The following is an 18,355-nucleotide window of genomic DNA, read 5'->3' on the forward strand; positions in this document are numbered from 1 at the left end:
GCTTTGCAGATGCAGTGGGGAGAGGGCAAGCTGTAGTTTGTATTCCAGGAGTCTGCATTTCACCTTGTCCGCCATTGAACCTGTATCCTTTGAACAGTCCACCTCGCGGTGAGGATACAGGTTCAAAAGCGGCACGTAAACTCTGCGGCTTATGCAGCCCCTTCCATACAAACGGCTTGCCATACCTCAATGCATAAACAAAGCCTGGTGTTAAGCGCCTGCGCCCGTACGAAGACGGGCGCGAGACATTTATTTAGAGGCTTTTATAGGCGATTAAGCCGTTACAGAAAAGCCTTTTTTGAACTTCGCAATCGCGTCAACAAGAGCTTTCTCGTTGTCGGCAACGAGGTCTTTCGTTGTACGGATGGACTCGCCGATTTCCGGATGGTTGGAATCCAGGAATGCCAGGAATTCTTTCTCGAAGCGCAGAATGTCCGCAACCGGAATTTCGTCCAGGTGGCCTTTAACCGCGGAGTAGATCGAGATAACTTGCTTCTCAACCGGCATCGGCTGGTTAACGCCTTGCTTCAGGATTTCCATCGTACGAGCACCGCGGTTCAGACGGGCGAGTGTCGATTTATCGAGATCGGAGCCGAACTGCGAGAACGCTTGAAGCTCGCGGTAAGCCGCAAGGTCCAGACGGAGTGTGCCGGCAACCTTTTTCATTGCTTTGATTTGAGCGGAACCGCCTACGCGGGATACGGAGATACCTACGTTAACCGCCGGACGTTGGCCGGAGTAGAACAGGTCGGATTCCAGGAAGATTTGTCCGTCCGTGATCGAGATTACGTTCGTAGGAATGTAAGCCGATACGTCGGACGCTTGAGTCTCGATGAACGGAAGTGCCGTCAGCGAGCCGCCGCCAAGTGCGTCGCTAAGTTTAGCAGCGCGCTCGAGCAAACGGGAGTGCAGGTAGAATACGTCGCCTGGGTAAGCTTCCCGACCTGGCGGACGGCGGAGCAACAGGGACAATTCGCGGTATGCAGCCGCTTGTTTCGACAAGTCATCGTAGATAACGAGAACGTGCTCGCCTTTGTACATGAAGTACTCACCCATCGAGCAGCCTGCATAAGGAGCCAGGAAGAGCAATGGAGCTGGTTCGGATGCGCCAGCCGTTACGATGATTGTGTAATCAAGAGCACCGTGCTTGCGAAGGGTTTCAACAACGCCCGCAACAGTGGATTGTTTTTGACCTACGGCAACGTAGATACATTTCACGCCGTTGCCTTTTTGGTTGATGATTGCGTCAATCGCAATCGCCGTTTTACCTGTTTGACGGTCACCGATGATCAGCTCGCGTTGACCGCGGCCAACCGGTACCATCGCGTCGATTGCTTTAATGCCCGTTTGCATTGGCTCATGTACCGATTTACGGTCGATTACGCCAGGAGCCGGGGATTCAATCGCACGGAATTGAGTTGTGTTGATTGGGCCTTTGCCGTCAAGCGGCTGACCCAACGGGTTAACAACGCGGCCCAGAAGCTCTTCGCCTACCGGCACTTCCATGATGCGGCCCGTGCGTTTTACTTGGTCGCCTTCACGGATATCCGTGTAAGGACCGAGGATAACGACACCGACGTTGCTTTCTTCCAAGTTGAGCGCCATGCCTACAACGCCGTTGGAGAATTCGAGCAGTTCGCCCTGCATCGCATTTTCCAAACCGTGTACGCGGGCAATACCGTCACCGACATTGATTACGGTGCCGACGTCAACGACTTGAATTTCGGATTTATATTGTTCGATCTGTTGTTTAATCAGCGTGCTGATTTCATCAGGTCTGATACTCAATTCGTTCACCCCTATCTACCTGCATTAGATTTTAAACGATTTTTGTAAACGTTCCAGCTTGCCGGACAGGCTGCCGTCATACAGACGGTCGCCGATGCGTACTTGCACGCCGCCGAGCAAATCCGGTTTAACGATTTGTTCTGCAACAATTTTCTTACCGCTGAGCTTGCCGAAGCTAACTTCTACCTCAGCCAGTTCCGAAGCCGACAAGCTATGGGCTGTATACACAACCGCATGCGCTTGGCCAAGCGCTTCGCCGGCGATCTTTGTATACGCATCGTATACATCCGAGATCAGCTCTTGGCGCCCGCGAACAAGAATAAGTTCAAGCGTATGAAGGACAAGCGCGGATACATGATCGCCGAATGCGCCTTTCAGCACAGCGATTTTTTTCTCCGGCTCGATGCTAGGAAGCTCCAGGAATTTGCGCGCTTCGGCATCATTTTTCAGGCCTTGAACAATCAGTTTAAGCTGATCTTCCGTTTCCGACACGATGCCTTGCTCGTTAGCAAGCTCAAACAGTGCTTTAGCGTAGCGCTTCGCTACGACAGTATCCCGGCTCATTTGCTTCCAACTTCTTTCAGGTATTGGTTAACCAATTGCTCCTGGGATTTCTCGTCCACTTGCTTCTCGATAATTTTCGACGCGATTTTGACGGAAATACCGCCAACCTCTTCGCGAAGTGCAGCAACCGCTTTGTTTTTCTCGCTCTCGATATCTTTAACCGCTTCGTCCTTCAGACGAGTGGATTCGGATTTCGCAACTTGAATAATGTCATCGGCTTGTTTCGTGCTTGTAGCCTTAGCTTGCTCAATAATGTCATAAGCTTCTTTACGAGCTTCCTGAAGTGCTTGTTTTTGTTGCTCCAGCTGCTGTTCAGCTTCTTTCTTGCTTGTTTCCGCATTAGCGATTTGCTCTGCAACATACTGTCTGCGTTGTTCCATTACGCTCAGCAATGGGCCAAATGCGTAGCGTTTCAGCAAGTACAGAAGGATCAGGAACGCAACTAGCTGGATGACAAGACTCGACCATACGATATGCAAAAAACGTCACTCCCTTCTATAGCTTAAAACAATTTCATTCGGAATTGCCGCCCCGCTGTGCGGGGCTGAACAAAAAGGAAGGCGTGGAGGCAAAGCCACACTCCCCGCCATGTTTATGCTTGCGATATTAGGATTTACCCAAGAAGATGAACGCGAGTACCAGTGTGATAACTGGAAGTGCTTCGACGAGTGCGACACCGATAAACATTGTTGTTTGAAGAGTACCGCGAAGTTCTGGTTGACGGGAAATACCCTCAACTGTGCGACCTACGATCAGACCGTTACCAATACCTGCGCCAAGTGCGCCCAAACCGAATACAATTGCTGCTGCAACTAATGCCAATGCTCCCATTAGAAAAATCCTCCTCAATTTTCGTGAAAATAGTTTTTTATATTTACCGCCGGTATTCCGCCGGTTTGAAGCCTTTAATGCTGCTCGCCATGCTCTTCATGCACAATCGCTTGCGACATGTAAACCATCGTAAGCATACAGAATACGAATGCTTGTATTGCACCTACGAATACGCTGAAACCTTGCCACACGACAAGCGCCGGGATACCCCAAACACCCATTCCGAGGATTACGGCAATCATGACCTCGCCCGCGAAGATGTTACCGTATAGACGCAAAGCAAGCGACAACGGCTTCGATACTTCTTTGATCAGGGACAGAGGCAGGAAGAGCCAATGCGGTTCAACATAGTGCTTCAGGTAATGCTTCGTGTTGAGACGAAGACCCTCGATATGCGTCAGCAGGATAACGATCAGCGTCAGAGCGCCTGTTACTGCAACGTCAGCAGTCGGTGATTTCCACCAAGCGATATGCGCTTCTTCTTCCCCGCCCAAATCAAGGTTCATACCGAAGATTGACGCACCGTGATGCACTTCAGTAACGATACCCAGCGGCAGACCAAGCATGTCGCCGACAAAAATATACATAATCAGGGTGAGACCGAGGATAAGATATGGACGGCCTTTCTTGAGGTCCATAGACGTACCGATAATGTTCTGCACGAATTCGATAACCCACTCCAGGAAGTTCTGAAGCTTCGTCGGATTCGTAACCGAAATGTTTCTCACTGAGAGCTTCGCAAGTACAAAGACAATGATGCTAGTGATCAAAATCATCGCGATTACGGCCAAATCAAATTCGATTCCAGCTACATGAACGATAGGAGAAATATGATCCATTAGTTATTTTCACCCCTTTCATCGGTAGGATTCGACGCCATCAGCTTTCTTCTGGACAAAAATCCCAGTATGAGTGTTGCCAATTGTGCGACAAATAATCCGGCAACAGTCGCTGAAAGCTGAAACGTGTATGTTTGTGTCGCAATCACAACTGCCAACAACGCGACGCACGCCCGGGTGAAAAAGCCGATATTCATCCTTTTCGTACCTTGCGCGGCGGCATTCGCTCCGATCTTCGTAACCTTCCAGCCAAGTATTCTTGCGTTTACTAGACTGGCTGCTCCCCCGATCATCAGACCGCCCCACCAGCTCTCGTACTCGGGCAGCACTGCCCAAGCGATGCAGCATAGGGACATGAATAAGAAAGTAACTCTTGTAACGGCTTTCAAGTGGGCCGACAAATCGTCCATTATTTCGCTTTGCCTCCCGCAAACGTCCGAATCAGGAATATAACCGTAATGATGCCTATTGCAAGGCCCGCTACCAATCCGATGATGGAATAGTATTCGGTACCGTTTGCAAGATCGGCTTTATGACCGAGCCAGTAGCCAAGCCCCAGACATGCGGCTAGATCGGCCCCAATAGTGCCGACCAATCCCATTGCTCTCCAAGGGTCGTCTCCGAAACTGCCATGATCCGACTTATTCTGATTATCTTTGGACGGTTGTTCTTTGGATGGATCCATGCGGAATCACTCCAAAACTCTCATTTATTTTATCGAAGCTGTTAAACTTTTGTCAATTCATTTAAATTCAAACATTTAGTGAACAGCGGCCCGAAAATCCTTATAAATAAAGGATTTCCCGAGCTTCAAACCGTACAGTACCACTGTATGCTGTACATTGCTTATCTAGCAGCTGTCCGCTTCAAAAACTATGAACGTTGTGTGAACGGTTCTGGCCGCTCGCCAGTTCTTCCAAAATGATGCAAAATCGCCTGAACAATACGCGCGGAAGCTTGTCCGTCGCCGTAAGGATTGGCAGATTTGCTCATTTTTTCGTACAAGGCCGCGTCGTTCAGAAGAGCTCGCGCACGGTTGTATACCGTGTCTTCATCCGTTCCGACCAGTTCAAGCGTTCCGGCTTCGATTCCTTCCGGACGTTCCGTAGTGTCCCGCAGCACCAGAGTAGGCACGCCGAACGACGGCGCTTCTTCCTGCAGGCCGCCGGAATCGGTCATAATCATATAAGCATGAGGATAGAAATTATGGAATTCGAAAACATCAAGCGGTTCGATTAATTGAATACGCGGATGATTGCCAAGAATTTCGTTAGCCGGCTCTCTTACCGCCGGGTTTGGGTGAACGGCATAAACGATTGCCACGTCTTCATGCTCGTCTGCAATCCGTTTAACCGCGCGGAAAATGTTGCGGTGCGGCTCGCCAAGCGCTTCGCGGCGGTGCGCCGTCATCAGAATCATGCGCTTGCCCTTCGCCCACTCGATGACCGGATGGGAGAACGACGGGTCAACCGTATATTGGAAGACATCCGTTGCGGTATTGCCCGTTACGTAAATCGACGCTTCCGACTTGTTCTCCTTGCGCAGGTTGCCTGCCGACCATTCCGTAGGCGCGAAATGCACATCCGACAGAACGCCCGCCAGCTGGCGGTTCATTTCTTCCGGATACGGGGACAGCTTGTTCCACGTACGAAGACCGGCTTCGACGTGGCCGACCTGAATTTGCTTCAGGAAGGACGCATAGCTCGCGAGGAACGTCGTCTGCGTATCGCCATGCACAAGCACGATATCCGGCTTCGCTTCCGCGAGAATAGGGTCCAGGCCCTCCAGAACGCGTACGGTTGTCTCGGTCAGCGTCTGGCGGTCCTTCATGACATTCAGGTCGTAGTTCGGCTGAATCTCGAAGAAATCAAGCACCTGGTCGAGCATTTGGCGGTGCTGCGCCGTAACGCAGACGATCGATTCGATCTGATCGGCATGCTTGTTCAATTCCAGTACAAGCGGAGCCATCTTTACGGCTTCCGGACGGGTACCAAAAATCGTCATTACTTTCAGTTTAGACAAAACGACTCACTCCTAAAATGAATGGTGACTTAAAGAGCTCAATTAGAGCGATTTGCGACATTCATTCTTCGTAAGCATACGCTTTAAATGAATGGTGACTTAAAGAGCTCAATTAGAGCGATTTGCGACATTCATCCTTCGTAAGCATACGCTTTAAATGAATGGTGACTTAAAGAGCTCAATTAGAGCGATTTGCGACATTCTTATTAATTCGTACCGAACAGACGGTCGCCGGCATCGCCGAGACCCGGCACGATGTAGCCCTTCTCGTTCAAAGCATCGTCGAGGGCGGCAAGGTAAATATCGATTTCCGGATGCGCATCCTGTACCGCCTTGACTCCTTCAGGAGCAGCGATCAGGCACATCAGCTTGATCTGGTCGCAGCCGCGCTTCTTCAGCGAGTTGATCGCCGCAATCGCCGAACCGCCTGTAGCCAACATCGGATCGATAACGATCAGCTGACGGTTAGCCGCATCCGTAGGCAGGTTAATGTAGTATTCGGTTGGCTGGAGTGTTTCGTGGTCGCGGACAAGTCCGATATGACCAACTTTTGCGGCCGGAATCAGCTTAAGCATCCCTTCAACCATACCAAGTCCCGCACGCAGAATCGGGATAAGCCCTAGCATGCGTCCGGACACCACTTTCGCTTCCGTCGTTGCGACTGGCGTCTCCACCGTAATGGTATCAAGAGGTACGTCTCTTGTAATTTCGTAAGCCATCAGAGTGGCTACCTCGTCAACCAGTTCTCGAAAGTCCTTCGTATTGGTATCTTTGTTTCTAATAAAGGTCAGCTTATGCTGAATCAATGGATGGTCGCATATAACCACTTTGCTCATGGAGCGTAATTCCTCCTGTGTGAATAAGTTATCCCTATAGTCTTGGACACAATCCCGTTTATTATATCATTCCGCCCCCTGCGATGCATCCAGAGTTTTATGGCTATATAACGACGGTTTGTCTACAAAAAAGGACGAAACAGATGTAATCTCTGCTTCGTCCTGTAAAATTATACCGATGCGTAGTGACAAGAAGCAAAATGCCCCTTTTTCACTTCGACTAGCTTAGGTTCAACGGTTTTGCATTTATCCGTCGCCATCGGGCAGCGAGTGTGGAACTGGCAGCCTGCAGGCGGATTAATCGGGCTCGGCAGATCGCCGGCGAGTACGATACGCTCGCGGGTAGCTTCAATTTCCGGATCCGGAATCGGATTGGCGGACAGAAGAGCACGCGTGTACGGATGCGCAGGGCTGCTATACAGCTCGCTGCTTTCCGCAAGCTCGACGATTTTGCCGAGATACATAACCGCAACGCGGTCGCTGATATGCTTAACCATCGACAGATCATGGGCAATAAACAGATAAGTCAGGCCCATTTTCCGCTGCAAATCCTGCATCAGGTTCACGACCTGTGCCTGGATCGACACGTCGAGCGCGGAGATTGGCTCGTCCGCGATAATAAACTTCGGATCCACCGCAAGAGCGCGGGCGATACCGATCCGCTGGCGTTGGCCGCCGGAGAACTCGTGCGGGTAACGGGTAGCATGGTCCGGATTCAGACCAACCAGATCCAGCAGATCCTCAACCTTCCGCTTGCGCTCGGCGCGGCTTCCCGCCAGCCCGTGGATATCAAGCGCTTCGCCGATAACGTCGGTAATGGTCATCCGCGGATTCAGCGACGCATAAGGATCCTGGAAGATCATCTGCATATCGCGGCGCATTTGCTTCAGCTTGGCGCCTTTCATCTTGTAGATGTCCTCGCCGTTAAACGTAACGTTGCCGCTCGTAGGCTCGTACAGACGCAGAATCGTGCGGCCGGCCGTGGACTTGCCGCAGCCGGATTCGCCAACGACGCCAACGGTCTCGCCTTTGGCAATGGAGAAGTCGATTTCGTTGACCGCCTTCAGAATATTCCCTCCGCCCAAGTTGAAGAACTTGCGCAGATTGCTAACTTTTACTAACGGCTCACTCATACGGACACCTCCCGTTTAGCAGGCTTCGCGTAAGGATGCGCCATCCAGCATGCCGATTTATGCGATTCATTGCCGTCAACCGGCAGAAGCTCCGGATCATTGTCGACGCAGACGCGCATCGCTTCGTCGCAGCGCGCGCAGAAGCTGCAGCCTACCGGCGGCTTGATGAGATCCGGCGGAGTACCGAAGATCGGAATCAGCGGCTCGTCTTTTTTCTGGTCCAGACGAGGCACGGAACGAAGCAGGCCTTTAGTATAAGGATGCTTCGGATTTTTGAAAATCTCCCACTTTGTTCCGGTTTCTACCACTTTACCTGCATACATAACGATAACGCGGTCGCAAATATCCGCAACGACGCCAAGGTCATGCGTAATCAGGATAATGGAAGTCCCCATGCGCTCCTGAAGGTCCTTCATCACGCGCAGAATCTGCGCCTGGATCGTTACGTCGAGCGCCGTAGTCGGCTCGTCGGCAATAAGAAGCGAAGGATTGCAAGCGAGCGCGATAGCGATCATCGCACGCTGGCGCATACCGCCGGAGAACTCGTGCGGGTATTGGTTAAACCGTGCCGCCGGGTTCGGAATGCCTACGAGACTCAGCATCTCTACCGCACGGGCGCGGGCAGCCGAAGAACTCATGCCCTGGTGCTTGATCAGACCTTCCGTAATTTGACGGCCGATGGTCAGCGTCGGGTTAAGCGAGGTCATCGGATCCTGGAAGATCATGCCCATCTCTTTGCCGCGGATGCTTTCCATTTCTTTCGGTGTCTTGGACAAGATCTCTTGTCCTTTGAACATAATCGAACCGCTGGTCATCGCAGGCGGGCTTGGAATAAGGCGCATCAGCGTTTGCGCCGTTACGGACTTACCGCAGCCGGACTCACCAACGATCGCCACGGCTTCGCCTTTATTTATATGAAAGTTAACGCCTCGTACCGCTTGTACGGTACCACCGCGAACTTTGAAATTAACACGAAGATCATTCACTTCGAGCAAACGTTCCATAGTTGCACCTCCTACTTTTTCATCTTCGGATCAAGTGCGTCACGCAGACCATCACCGAAAATATTAAAGCAAAGCATGGTCAAGCTGAGCAAAATTGCCGGGTACAGCATACGCCATGGATATACAGTCATCGCCTTGATGGCGTCATTAATCAAAGTACCGAGTGACGCGGCCGGCGATTGAACGCCAAGACCAAGGAAGCTGAGGAATGCTTCTGCGAAGATCGCATTCGGAACCGTCATCGTGATGGTAACGATAATCGGGCCCATCGCATTCGGGATAAGATGTTTGAACATGATTCGAACAGGGTTTGCACCGAGTGCACGCGCGGCAAGAACATACTCTTGATTTTTGAGCTGCATGATTTGACCGCGAACGATCCAGGCCATGTTGATCCAGCCCGTAATACTTAAAGCGACGATAATGGTGAACATGCTTGGTTCCATAACGACAATAAGCAGGATAACGACAAGCAAGCTCGGGATCGAATATAAAATTTCGCAAATACGGTTAAGAATTTCGTCGACTTTGCCGCCGAAGTAACCCATGATACTGCCCATAATAACGCCAACGATCAAATCGACAATCGCTGCGTAAATACCTACCTGAAGCGAAATGCCCGCACCCATCCATGTTCTTGCGAACATATCGCGGCCAAGGCCGTCCGTACCGAACCAGTGATCGCCGGATGGCGCCTGGTTGGTTGCCTTCAGATCGTTTGTAGAGAAATCATTACCTGTAAACTGATGAGTAATAGCTTGACCGAAAATCGCCATCAGGACGATAAGGGCTAATATCCAAAGGCTGATCATTGCCATACGGTTAGATTTCAGACGAAACCAGGCGTCTTTCCAAGCGGAAATGCTTTCGCGGACAACCGTCTCCGGCTGCTTCTCGTCATGGCTCAGCTTTTCGAAATCGTTAGGCTGCAGCACAGCTTGTTCCTTCATCGATTAGCCCCCCTTCCTGCTGGTCATTTTAATACGCGGATCCACGAATCCGTAAGCAATATCGGTAAGGAAACGCGCCAGCATCAGAATGACGGCATAGAACAGCGTGAGTCCCATAATAAGCGTATAGTCACGGTTGGTAATACTGTTGACGAAGAACTTGCCAAGACCGCCGATACCGAAAATTTGTTCAATGACAACGGAACCGGTAATGATGTTTGCCGTCATTGGACCGATGTAGGTAACAACCGGCAAAATGGCATTGCGCAGAGCGTGGCGAACGAGAATCACGCGGCCGGACAAGCCTTTGGCGCGTGCGGTTTTCATATAGTCGGCGCTAAGCACTTCCAGCATGCTGGAGCGAACAAGTCGCGCAATAAACGCGGCCGGCAGGAAAGACAAAGCAATGACAGGCATAATAAAGTCCGTCGGGTCATTCAATCCGGCTACGTCGAACCAGCGCAATTTGACGCCAAATACATACTGCAAGAATGGAGCGACAACGAAACTCGGTATCGATACACCAAGTACTGCCAGCAAAATCGTAAAACCGTCAAGAAACTTGCGGTGGTTAAGCGCAGCAATCAGACCGAACAAAACGCCGGCTGCAATCGCCAAAATAATGGCGAAGATACCGATTTGGAGCGAGTAGATAAAACCAGTCTTAATAATATCAACTACAGTAACGTACTGTTGTTTCATGGACATCCCGAGATTAAAGTGAACCAGGTTGTTCAAATAATGCAAATATTGAACACCCAGAGGATCATTAAGTCCATACGCTTCATTCAAACGCTCTTGAATGGCGGGAGGAATGTTCTTCTCACTTTGGAACGGGTTGCCTGGAATGGCCTTCATCAGAAAAAAAGTGGCCGAGGCCAGTACAAAGATCGATACGATCATGAACAACAGCTTCTGAAGCACATAGCGGACCAAACGTCATGGCACCTCCTGAAAAGAATGATCACACAAAATGCCATTACCATGGTTATTTGTGATGATTCTTACATCGTAAGCATGGACTTTAAATGAACGATCACCCGAATAGCCATTATCAGAGCCATTATGATGATTCATTACTTAGAAAGCATAAGCTTTCGAAAATTAAAAGGTTTAAACTTCCGAAAGTTAAAAGTGAAAGGGGATATATGCAGCTATCATAGGCCGCATATATCCCTCAATCCGTGCCGAGCTTTAATTACTTCGCTTCGTAGTATCCGCGGTTGTAATCAATGTCGCCTTTGTAGTCGATAAAGATGCCTTTGAATCCAGGCTTAATCATATAAACTGTGCTGTAGTAGTAGATCGGCATAATCGCGCGAGTACCAACTACAAGCGATTCAGCTTTGGACATTGCTTCCATACGTTTAGCTTGATCGTCAGTGCTGTAAGCTTCTTTGATCAGAGCATCGTACTCTTTGTTAGCAAAGCCAGTGTTGTTGTTGCCGGATTTCGACGAGAACAGGTCGATAAACGTCATTGGATCATCGTAGTCAGCACCCCAACCGCCGCGCGCCACATCGTAGTTCAGGTGGTTACGGTTGTCGAGGAATACGCCCCATTCTTGCTTGCTAACTTCGGTTTTGATGCCGAGGTTTTTGCTCCACATTTCAGCAATTGCTTCAGCAACCGCTTGGTGCAGTTCGTTTGTGTTGTAAGTCACTTTAACCGTAGGCATCGCCGTCAGGCCTTCTTCTTTCAGACCTTCAGCAAGCAGTTTTTTCGCTTCTTCAACGTCTTCTTTGAAGTAGTTGTCCGGATGCTCCGTACGGTAGTCTTCTTTCTCGCCTTTGATACCTGGAGGAACGATACCGTAAGCAGGCTTTTGCTCACCTTTTGTTACGTTGTCAACGATATCTTGACGGCTGATTGCCATCGAGAGCGCTTGACGGATTTTTTCGTTATCGTAAGGCTTTTGCGTTGTATTGAACAGGTAGTAGTAGATCGATGCGCTGCCTTGGATTTTGAACTCATCCGGATTGTTTTGCTTCAATGTCGGGAATTGTTCGTTAGGGATCAAGCCAGTAGGCATACCCGCATAATCCAGTTCGCCTGTTTGGTACATGCTCAGCTCTGTATTCGAGTCGTTAACTTCAGAGAAGACAACCTTGGAGAGCTTGATATCGTCTTTTGCATAGTAGTTGTCGTTCTTAGCGATCGTAATGGAGTTGTTCTTTTTCCACTCGCTCATTTTGAACGGACCGTTGGATACCAGAGTCGAAACGTCAGTTGCCCATTGCTCGTTTTCTTTAACCGATTTGTGAACCGGATAGAAAACAGTGAAGGACATCAGACCAAGGAAATAAGGAGTTGGCGAGTTCAGCTCTACTTGCAGCGTGTGGTCGTCAACCGCTTTAACACCTACATCGTCAGCCGTTACGCCGTCAGCGGCAGTGTTGTAAGCTTCCGCATTCTTAATGTAGTACAGCTGGTAAGCATAAGCAGATGCTGCTGGCTTCAGGTTAGGATCGAGGGCACGCTTCCATGCGTATTCGAAGTCACCTGCAGTTACCGGGTCACCGTTGCTCCATTTCGCGTCATCGCGAATGGTGAACGTGTAAGTCTTGCCGTCGTCGGAGATTTTCCACTCTTTAGCGACAGCTGGTTCAACTTCGCCCTTCTCGTTCTTACGAGTCAGACCTTCAAACAAACCGTTTACAACAGTTGCGGACACTTGGTCTTGTACCTGAGCCGGGTCAAGGGACGGCGGTTCAGTTGCAAGGTTCATGCGGAACACAGAGCCTTCGCTGCTTCCGGACTCTTGCTTAGGTGTACAGCCGACAGCTACGAGAGCCAGTGCAAGCAGTACGGAAATCATGGTAAAGCCATACTTCTTCTTCGACATTTTACTTCCTCCCCTGGATCTTCTCCTCTTGCTTGCTATTGTAATAATTTGACATTACATAATTAAACAATGCGAGAAATAATACGAAACATTGAATAATTATCAATGAACATATGTTCAATCGCCCTGTTTTACAAATGTTCAGACCAAATTAGTACAAAAGTAATGTTAATTAATATACCATAAACAAATATACATAATTTATATTGATTTGTCACGCCCCAGAAATTACATTTCTGAAATTGTCGAATTTTGACGAGATATGTAGTTTCGTGGAACCCGCTTATATATCATGCTGCATTCGCTTTAACTTAATTCATAACACCAAGGCGAAACGGCTATCGCGCTCCGAATGCTCCCCTTTCAAATCATAGAGAACGATTAAACAACGAACAATTCCATTACTTCTATATCTGAGTAGCGAATTGACTATATCTAAATAAAAAAGAGGCCGTTCCCAAGCGGTCGATTGGACCTTTGGGAACAGCCTCTTTTGCAAAGATAGCTATTAGTATTTCATGTTCGGGTAAAGCGGGAATTGAGCAGTCAGGTCGCGGACCATGCCGGTTGCTTTCGCCAATACCGCTTCGTCTTTCGGGCTCTTCAGCGTCATTGCGATAATTTCGCCGATTGTTTTCATGGCTTTCTCGTCCATGCCGCGGGAAGTGGCAGCCGGAGTGCCAAGACGGATACCGCTTGTTACAAACGGGCTTGTTGGATCGAATGGAATCGCATTTTTATTCGCCGTAATGCCGATCGAGTCAAGAACGTGCTCAGCGTCGCGGCCCGTGATGTTCAGGCTGCGCGTGTCAATCAGCATCAAGTGGTTGTCAGTACCGCCGGAAACGATGTTGATGCCTTCCGCAATCAGCGTCTCGGACAATACTTTTGCGTTGTTGACTACTTTTTGCGCGTATTCTTTGAAGGATGGTTGAAGCGCTTCGCCGAATGCTACCGCTTTTGCTGCGATAATGTGCATCAGAGGACCGCCTTGCGAACCAGGGAATACCGCTTTATCGATTGCCGCTGCCCAAGGTTGACGGCAAAGAATCATGCCGCCGCGAGGACCGCGGAGCGTTTTGTGAGTTGTTGTTGTAACAAAGTGCGCATGAGGCACTGGGTTCGGATGCAGACCTGCCGCAACAAGACCCGCGATATGAGCCATATCCACCATGAACAATGCGCCTACGTCTTGAGCGATTTGGCCAAGCTTCTCGAAATCGATGGTGCGCGGGTATGCGCTCGCGCCGGCAACGATCAGACGAGGACGGTGTTTGAAGGCCGCTTTGCGAACTTCTTCATAGTTGATTGTAAACGTATCTTCTTCTACGCCGTAAGCAACGAAGTTGTACAGAAGACCGGATGCGTTAACCGGGCTGCCGTGCGTCAAGTGACCGCCGTGTGCCAGGTTCATGCCAAGAACCGTGTCGCCTGGTTTGAGGACGGCAAGGTATACCGCCATGTTCGCTTGCGCGCCGGAGTGAGGCTGAACGTTCGCATGCTCGGCGCCAAAAATTTCTTTCGCGCGTTCGCGTGCGATGTCTTCCACAATGTCCACATGCTCGCAGCCGCCGTAGAAACGTTTGCCAGGGTAGCCTTCTGCATATTTATTCGTCAGGACCGAACCCATAGCTTCCAGAACCGCTTCGCTTACGATGTTCTCGGATGCGATCAGTTCGATGTTGTCGCGTTGGCGCTGCAGCTCAAGGCCCATTGCCTTTAATACTTCAGGATCTTGGTTACGTAAGTTTTCCATTGTGAAAAGCCTCCTAAATATAATTAGTCGCAAGTTCCTGACGTCTGCTCTGACGCCAGGCCGCTGTCTTCCAAGGTGTATACCGCGCGTGCTCCGCCAATCAGCTTAGGCCGCGAAAAAGCCATCGTAACATGGGCTGCGCCAATCGACCGGATGGACGGTCTGACCGGAACGGCAACCCGGCGCAGGTGCATGCCGATAAAGGTATCGCCGATATCGATGCCCGCATGCGCCTGAACCGTCTCAACCAGACAAGCGTTAGGCAGATGCCGGAAAGCGTAAGCGGCCATTGAACCGCCTGCCTTCGGAACGGGTACGGCCGCAACCTCGTCCAGCCCGTATTTGTCCGCCGCCTCGCGGGGGAGGACAAGCGCCCGGTTCAAATGCTCGCAGCATTGATATACCGGATAAAAGCCCACGTCCTTCCGGACCGCTTCAATGCCTGCATAGATCTGGGCGGCCGTCTCGACCGTTCCCGAAGTTCCGATCTTATGGCCAAGCACCTCGCTTGTGCTGGTGCCGACAACCAGCAGCTGGCCGGCTCTCAGTCCTCCTGCTACAACAAGTTCCCTTACAATAGTCTCCACATCGGCTGCAATAGTAATGGTTTCCTTTTGATTGTTCATTGTACATACCTCCTATGAATACAAAGAATGATCACACGAATCGCTTAAGGATTAATTACACCGATGGCCAGTTAATTAAGCGGTTAATGATAATTCTTGCTTCGAAAGCATGGACCTAAGGATGAACCGTATACTGCTGCTCGATTTCCTTCACTTTCCGGACACGCCCAACGTGGCGATCGCCGCCAGAGAACGGCGTTTCCAACCAGATGCGGACAATTTCCTGCGCAAGACCAGGGCCGATAATACGCTCGCCCATCGCAAGCACGTTTGTATCGTTATGCTCGCGGGTGGCTTGTGCCGAAAACATATCATGCACCAGCGCGCAGCGGATACCCGGAACTTTGTTCGCCGCGATTGACATGCCGATACCCGTGCCGCAAATCAGAATGCCGCGGTCAGCCTGACCGCCGGCCACTCTGTCTGCCACAGGCAGCGCATAATCGGGATAATCCACCGACTGGCTGCAGTCGCAGCCCAAGTCTTCAATTTCATGACCAAGCGATAAAAGAAACGGAACAATTTCATCTTTCAGACGGTAACCCGCATGATCTGCACCAATTGCAATTTTCAACGCAAAACCCTCCTGCTAGTTGTCGAATCATACGGACTTATTATACCTAAAATCCTCAAAAAGACGAAAAAAGAGCATGACATGCTATCACTAGCATGCTGCTCTTTGCCCAGGCGACCGGCCGTATGTTCCGATGCTCCACCGTGGTTACCCACTTCCGTCGCCAGTTACATCGGAAACCGTCTTTGTTACCTTCATGATAGCTTATTCAACCGTGAAAATCAATCAAATATACGCATAAATCGGGCCTAATTCCGGCATGGAATATCATCCCTTTTGAAGCATTTGAAGGAGGGACTTCAGGCTCTCTTCGATTTCCTTGGCGCAGCTTTCGTACATGCCAAGCGTTCCGCCGAACGGATCGGCAATATCGAAGCTTGGGATCCGGCGCTCCAGCTCCAGAAGACGGGAACGTTCCGCAGTCGACAGCTGCTGGCCCAGCGCCTGCTTCATATGCATCTCCGTATACAGGCGTTCGAGCTCTTCAATGTCTGCCTGAACGGCCGTATCCTGGTTAACGTATTCCTTGAGCGTATAAGCTTTATCCACGGCTTCAGGGAAATAGTTGAGCAAGCCGCGTTTGTGTCCGGCTGTCATCGTCAGAATGAGATCCGCCCATGCAACGGCTTCTCCGCTTAACGCGCGCGACGAGCCGCGGTGCTCGACCGATTTGCCCCGCAGCGTTGTTGCCGCATGCGACGAGATCGGCAGTCCGTCAATGGTAGATACTCCGGCGGAACGAACCTCCAGCGATATCCCCTTCTGCTCCGCCATCGTCCTCAGCATGGCTTCCGCCATCGGCGAGCGGCAGGTATTGCCGGTACAAACAAACAAGATGCGCGTCATGCTGCATTCCCCTTTCTGGTATGGCTGATTCCATTGATGTATTAAAATATAAATAAAAGACCGAAAATGAGCAAGATCGTCCCGCCAAGCGCCTCCCCGTAGCCGCCCAGATTTTCGCTGACCCGGCGCCCAAGCAGCAGTCCCAGTACGGACATTAACCCGCCGAAAAACCCAAACAATAACACCGTCAGCAAAATATCGGCCTCGAACATGCCGAGTGTCACGCCAACGGAGAAGGAGTCGATACTGACGCTGAACGCAAACAAAAACGTTCCGATCGAGGAACGGTAGTCCATCGTCTGGACCGATTCCCCTTTGAGCGAGCTGTAAATCATGTGCCCGCCAAGCAAAAGCAGCAGCACGCCCGCAGCCATCGTGGCAACATGGCCAAGCAGTCCGCTGACAAAATGTCCGGCATATATGCCGCCAAGAGGCATCAGCACATGGAATAACGCGATAATGCTGCTTAACCGGAGCACGTCGCGCAGGCGAATCCCCTTCAGCCCGATTCCGATTCCTAACGAAAAAGCATCCATGCCAAGCGCAACCGCCATAATGATCAGTGTCGCGAATTGTCCGGCATGCAAAGTTGCATCAGTCACGCTATCGCCCCCATGTCCACATCCATTCTTAACCAAGATATGCGGACAAGGGGACAAACATACTACTCTATACGCGGACGATTTGATGCCCCGCCGCTTTCGCCAGACGATTCATCAGAGCAAGTCCGATCCCTTCCTCGGAGCAGCCTTCCGCCCATATGCGCTGCACGCCTTCCGAGTCGAATTGGCGGAGTGCCGCATACAGGTTATGCGCCGCCTGCTCCGGATGCAGCTCGCTGCCGTAACTGAGGATCAGGTCGGCATCATACGCGGCTGCTCTTTCGTCGAAAGTGAGAACACCGGTCTTCACGGGCGTTGTTTTGGCATGATTGAGTTGCTCCTGAATATAACGGACCGCATTCGCCGGTTCGCCCAACACGATCCGAAGATCGCCTTTCGGCGCATAATGCGTATATTTCATGCCCGGCGAGCGCGGCGCCTCCGTCACATCCGGATTCGCTGCCGCTGGAGCATCGATTACCGCCTCCGGAACAGCGCTCTGCAGCTGCTCGGCCGTAATCCCTCCGGGACGGAGAATACGGATGGTATTCGAATCCGGCAGCTCAATAACGGTTGATTCCAGTCCGACGCCCGTCGCGCCTCCGTCTACGATGCCGCTGATTTTTCCTTCCAGATCCTCCAGCACATGCGCTGCAAGCGTTGGGCTGGGCCGGCCGGAGCGGTTCGCGCTGGGAGCGGCTACCGGACAGCCGGATTGCCGAATGAGGGCCAGCGCGGCCGGATGATCCGGCATCCGGATGCCGACGGTCGCGAGCCCTGCCGTAACAAGCGGAGATACCGCGCCTGTGCGTACCGGCAGCACGATCGTAAGCGGGCCAGGCCAGAACTCTTTCATTAGCCGGGTCGCAAGCTCCGGATAAGGAAGCGCAAGCTCCGCCAGCTGATTTTCATCCGCGATATGCACGATAAGAGGATTATCCGACGGTCGGCCTTTTGCCTTGAATATGCCTTCAACCGCCTTTGTGTTCCGGGCATCCGCACCTAGGCCGTATACCGTTTCGGTCGGAAAGGCAACCAGCTCTCCTTCCCGCAGCAGCGCCGCCGCTTCCTCCAATTGTCCGGCCATCGCATCGGCAGGAGCAGCCTCCGCAACCCGCCAAACCTTCGTTGTTGTCATC

The 18,355-nt window shown here is 51.1% G+C and carries 20 protein-coding genes and 1 riboswitch; all 20 genes read right to left on the reverse strand.

Translation table 11 applies throughout. The features are described 5' to 3' along the window. Positions 1–273 precede the first annotated feature (273 nt). The gene (gene atpA / locus ACR9FF_RS28355; RefSeq protein WP_127497896.1) at positions 274–1,788 is read right to left on the reverse strand and encodes a F0F1 ATP synthase subunit alpha; all 1,515 of its coding nucleotides are present in this window, start codon (positions 1,786–1,788) and stop codon (positions 274–276) included. A gap of 24 nt (positions 1,789–1,812) precedes the next feature. After that, a complete protein-coding gene (locus ACR9FF_RS28360) occupies positions 1,813–2,352 on the reverse strand; it encodes a F0F1 ATP synthase subunit delta (RefSeq protein ID WP_127497898.1) in 540 nt (179 codons plus the stop codon). Beyond that, complete coding sequence (atpF, locus tag ACR9FF_RS28365) at positions 2,349–2,831, reverse strand: F0F1 ATP synthase subunit B (RefSeq protein WP_015847363.1); 483 nt, start codon at positions 2,829–2,831, stop codon at positions 2,349–2,351. Before atpF ends, ACR9FF_RS28360 begins: the two co-directional genes overlap by 4 nt. Before the next feature lie 127 nt (positions 2,832–2,958). After that, on the reverse strand, positions 2,959–3,183 hold the full coding sequence (gene atpE, locus ACR9FF_RS28370; protein WP_015847364.1) for a F0F1 ATP synthase subunit C: 225 nt from the start codon (positions 3,181–3,183) through the stop codon (positions 2,959–2,961). Positions 3,184–3,257: 74 nt separating this feature from the next. Continuing rightward, a complete protein-coding gene (atpB, locus tag ACR9FF_RS28375) occupies positions 3,258–4,022 on the reverse strand; it encodes a F0F1 ATP synthase subunit A (RefSeq protein ID WP_127497900.1) in 765 nt (254 codons plus the stop codon). Further along, the gene (locus tag ACR9FF_RS28380; RefSeq protein ID WP_127497902.1) at positions 4,022–4,432 is read right to left on the reverse strand and encodes an ATP synthase subunit I; all 411 of its coding nucleotides are present in this window, start codon (positions 4,430–4,432) and stop codon (positions 4,022–4,024) included. Before ACR9FF_RS28380 ends, atpB begins: the two co-directional genes overlap by 1 nt. Next, positions 4,432–4,707 (reverse strand): AtpZ/AtpI family protein, encoded by a 276-nt coding sequence (locus ACR9FF_RS28385; protein WP_127497904.1) that lies wholly within the window; start codon positions 4,705–4,707, stop codon positions 4,432–4,434. Before ACR9FF_RS28385 ends, ACR9FF_RS28380 begins: the two co-directional genes overlap by 1 nt. A 188-nt stretch (positions 4,708–4,895) precedes the next feature. Next, positions 4,896–6,044, reverse strand: a complete 1,149-nt coding sequence (gene wecB / locus ACR9FF_RS28390) for a non-hydrolyzing UDP-N-acetylglucosamine 2-epimerase (RefSeq protein WP_283094410.1) — start codon at positions 6,042–6,044, stop codon at positions 4,896–4,898. A gap of 206 nt (positions 6,045–6,250) precedes the next feature. Continuing rightward, on the reverse strand, positions 6,251–6,880 hold the full coding sequence (upp, locus tag ACR9FF_RS28395) for a uracil phosphoribosyltransferase (protein WP_127497908.1): 630 nt from the start codon (positions 6,878–6,880) through the stop codon (positions 6,251–6,253). A 170-nt stretch (positions 6,881–7,050) separates the two neighbouring features. Continuing rightward, on the reverse strand, positions 7,051–8,013 hold the full coding sequence (locus ACR9FF_RS28400) for an ABC transporter ATP-binding protein (RefSeq protein ID WP_127497911.1): 963 nt from the start codon (positions 8,011–8,013) through the stop codon (positions 7,051–7,053). Continuing rightward, positions 8,010–9,017 carry an ABC transporter ATP-binding protein gene (locus ACR9FF_RS28405; protein ID WP_127497913.1) on the reverse strand — a complete coding sequence of 336 codons (1,008 nt, stop codon included), beginning with the start codon at positions 9,015–9,017 and terminating at the stop codon, positions 8,010–8,012. The genes ACR9FF_RS28400 and ACR9FF_RS28405 overlap by 4 nt, the downstream gene beginning before the upstream one ends. 11 nt (positions 9,018–9,028) lie before the next feature. Further along, the gene (locus ACR9FF_RS28410) at positions 9,029–9,967 is read right to left on the reverse strand and encodes an ABC transporter permease (protein ID WP_435167230.1); all 939 of its coding nucleotides are present in this window, start codon (positions 9,965–9,967) and stop codon (positions 9,029–9,031) included. A 3-nt stretch (positions 9,968–9,970) separates the two neighbouring features. Then, positions 9,971–10,903 carry an ABC transporter permease gene (locus ACR9FF_RS28415; RefSeq protein ID WP_201002468.1) on the reverse strand — a complete coding sequence of 311 codons (933 nt, stop codon included), beginning with the start codon at positions 10,901–10,903 and terminating at the stop codon, positions 9,971–9,973. Between the two features lie 262 nt (positions 10,904–11,165). Further along, positions 11,166–12,812 carry a peptide ABC transporter substrate-binding protein gene (locus ACR9FF_RS28420; RefSeq protein WP_127497919.1) on the reverse strand — a complete coding sequence of 549 codons (1,647 nt, stop codon included), beginning with the start codon at positions 12,810–12,812 and terminating at the stop codon, positions 11,166–11,168. A gap of 508 nt (positions 12,813–13,320) precedes the next feature. Further along, complete coding sequence (gene glyA / locus ACR9FF_RS28425) at positions 13,321–14,568, reverse strand: serine hydroxymethyltransferase (RefSeq protein ID WP_127497921.1); 1,248 nt, start codon at positions 14,566–14,568, stop codon at positions 13,321–13,323. Positions 14,569–14,591: 23 nt separating this feature from the next. Next, positions 14,592–15,194: a TIGR01440 family protein gene (locus tag ACR9FF_RS28430; protein ID WP_127497923.1), complete on the reverse strand. Its 603-nt coding sequence runs from the start codon at positions 15,192–15,194 to the stop codon at positions 14,592–14,594. A gap of 115 nt (positions 15,195–15,309) precedes the next feature. Beyond that, positions 15,310–15,768 (reverse strand): ribose 5-phosphate isomerase B, encoded by a 459-nt coding sequence (rpiB, locus tag ACR9FF_RS28435; protein ID WP_127497925.1) that lies wholly within the window; start codon positions 15,766–15,768, stop codon positions 15,310–15,312. A gap of 100 nt (positions 15,769–15,868) precedes the next feature. Then, a riboswitch (ZMP/ZTP riboswitch) is annotated at positions 15,869–15,949 on the reverse strand. Positions 15,950–16,035: 86 nt separating this feature from the next. Beyond that, a complete protein-coding gene (locus tag ACR9FF_RS28440) occupies positions 16,036–16,614 on the reverse strand; it encodes a low molecular weight protein arginine phosphatase (RefSeq protein ID WP_127497927.1) in 579 nt (192 codons plus the stop codon). A 41-nt stretch (positions 16,615–16,655) separates the two neighbouring features. Beyond that, positions 16,656–17,168 carry a manganese efflux pump MntP gene (locus ACR9FF_RS28445; protein WP_283094428.1) on the reverse strand — a complete coding sequence of 171 codons (513 nt, stop codon included), beginning with the start codon at positions 17,166–17,168 and terminating at the stop codon, positions 16,656–16,658. A gap of 115 nt (positions 17,169–17,283) precedes the next feature. Then, entirely contained in the window at positions 17,284–18,354 is a 1,071-nt protein-coding gene (locus ACR9FF_RS28450; protein ID WP_435167237.1) for an L-threonylcarbamoyladenylate synthase, read from the reverse strand. Position 18,355: the final 1 nt, after the last annotated feature.

This window comes from Paenibacillus glycanilyticus, from assembly GCF_051200795.1.
Lineage (GTDB): Bacteria > Bacillota > Bacilli > Paenibacillales > Paenibacillaceae > Pristimantibacillus > Pristimantibacillus glycanilyticus.

Bases quoted from the DNA above. Each gene is read 5' to 3' on its own strand.
- ACR9FF_RS28445 (WP_283094428.1), bottom strand. From the start codon at position 17,168: ATGGCGGTTGCGCTTGGCATGGATGCTTTTTCGTTAGGAATCGGAATC.
- glyA (WP_127497921.1), bottom strand. From the start codon at position 14,568: ATGGAAAACTTACGTAACCAAGATCCTGAAGTATTAAAGGCAATGGGC.
- ACR9FF_RS28405 (WP_127497913.1), bottom strand. From the start codon at position 9,017: ATGGAACGTTTGCTCGAAGTGAATGATCTTCGTGTTAATTTCAAAGTT.
- ACR9FF_RS28410 (WP_435167230.1), bottom strand. From the start codon at position 9,967: ATGAAGGAACAAGCTGTGCTGCAGCCTAACGATTTCGAAAAGCTGAGC.
- atpB (WP_127497900.1), bottom strand. From the start codon at position 4,022: ATGGATCATATTTCTCCTATCGTTCATGTAGCTGGAATCGAATTTGAT.
- ACR9FF_RS28420 (WP_127497919.1), bottom strand. From the start codon at position 12,812: ATGTCGAAGAAGAAGTATGGCTTTACCATGATTTCCGTACTGCTTGCA.
- atpE (WP_015847364.1), bottom strand. From the start codon at position 3,183: ATGGGAGCATTGGCATTAGTTGCAGCAGCAATTGTATTCGGTTTGGGC.
- ACR9FF_RS28360 (WP_127497898.1), bottom strand. From the start codon at position 2,352: ATGAGCCGGGATACTGTCGTAGCGAAGCGCTACGCTAAAGCACTGTTT.
- ACR9FF_RS28385 (WP_127497904.1), bottom strand. From the start codon at position 4,707: ATGGATCCATCCAAAGAACAACCGTCCAAAGATAATCAGAATAAGTCG.
- upp (WP_127497908.1), bottom strand. From the start codon at position 6,880: ATGAGCAAAGTGGTTATATGCGACCATCCATTGATTCAGCATAAGCTG.
- ACR9FF_RS28450 (WP_435167237.1), bottom strand. From the start codon at position 18,354: ATGACAACAACGAAGGTTTGGCGGGTTGCGGAGGCTGCTCCTGCCGAT.
- ACR9FF_RS28430 (WP_127497923.1), bottom strand. From the start codon at position 15,194: ATGAACAATCAAAAGGAAACCATTACTATTGCAGCCGATGTGGAGACT.
- ACR9FF_RS28380 (WP_127497902.1), bottom strand. From the start codon at position 4,432: ATGGACGATTTGTCGGCCCACTTGAAAGCCGTTACAAGAGTTACTTTC.
- ACR9FF_RS28400 (WP_127497911.1), bottom strand. From the start codon at position 8,013: ATGAGTGAGCCGTTAGTAAAAGTTAGCAATCTGCGCAAGTTCTTCAAC.
- ACR9FF_RS28440 (WP_127497927.1), bottom strand. From the start codon at position 16,614: ATGACGCGCATCTTGTTTGTTTGTACCGGCAATACCTGCCGCTCGCCG.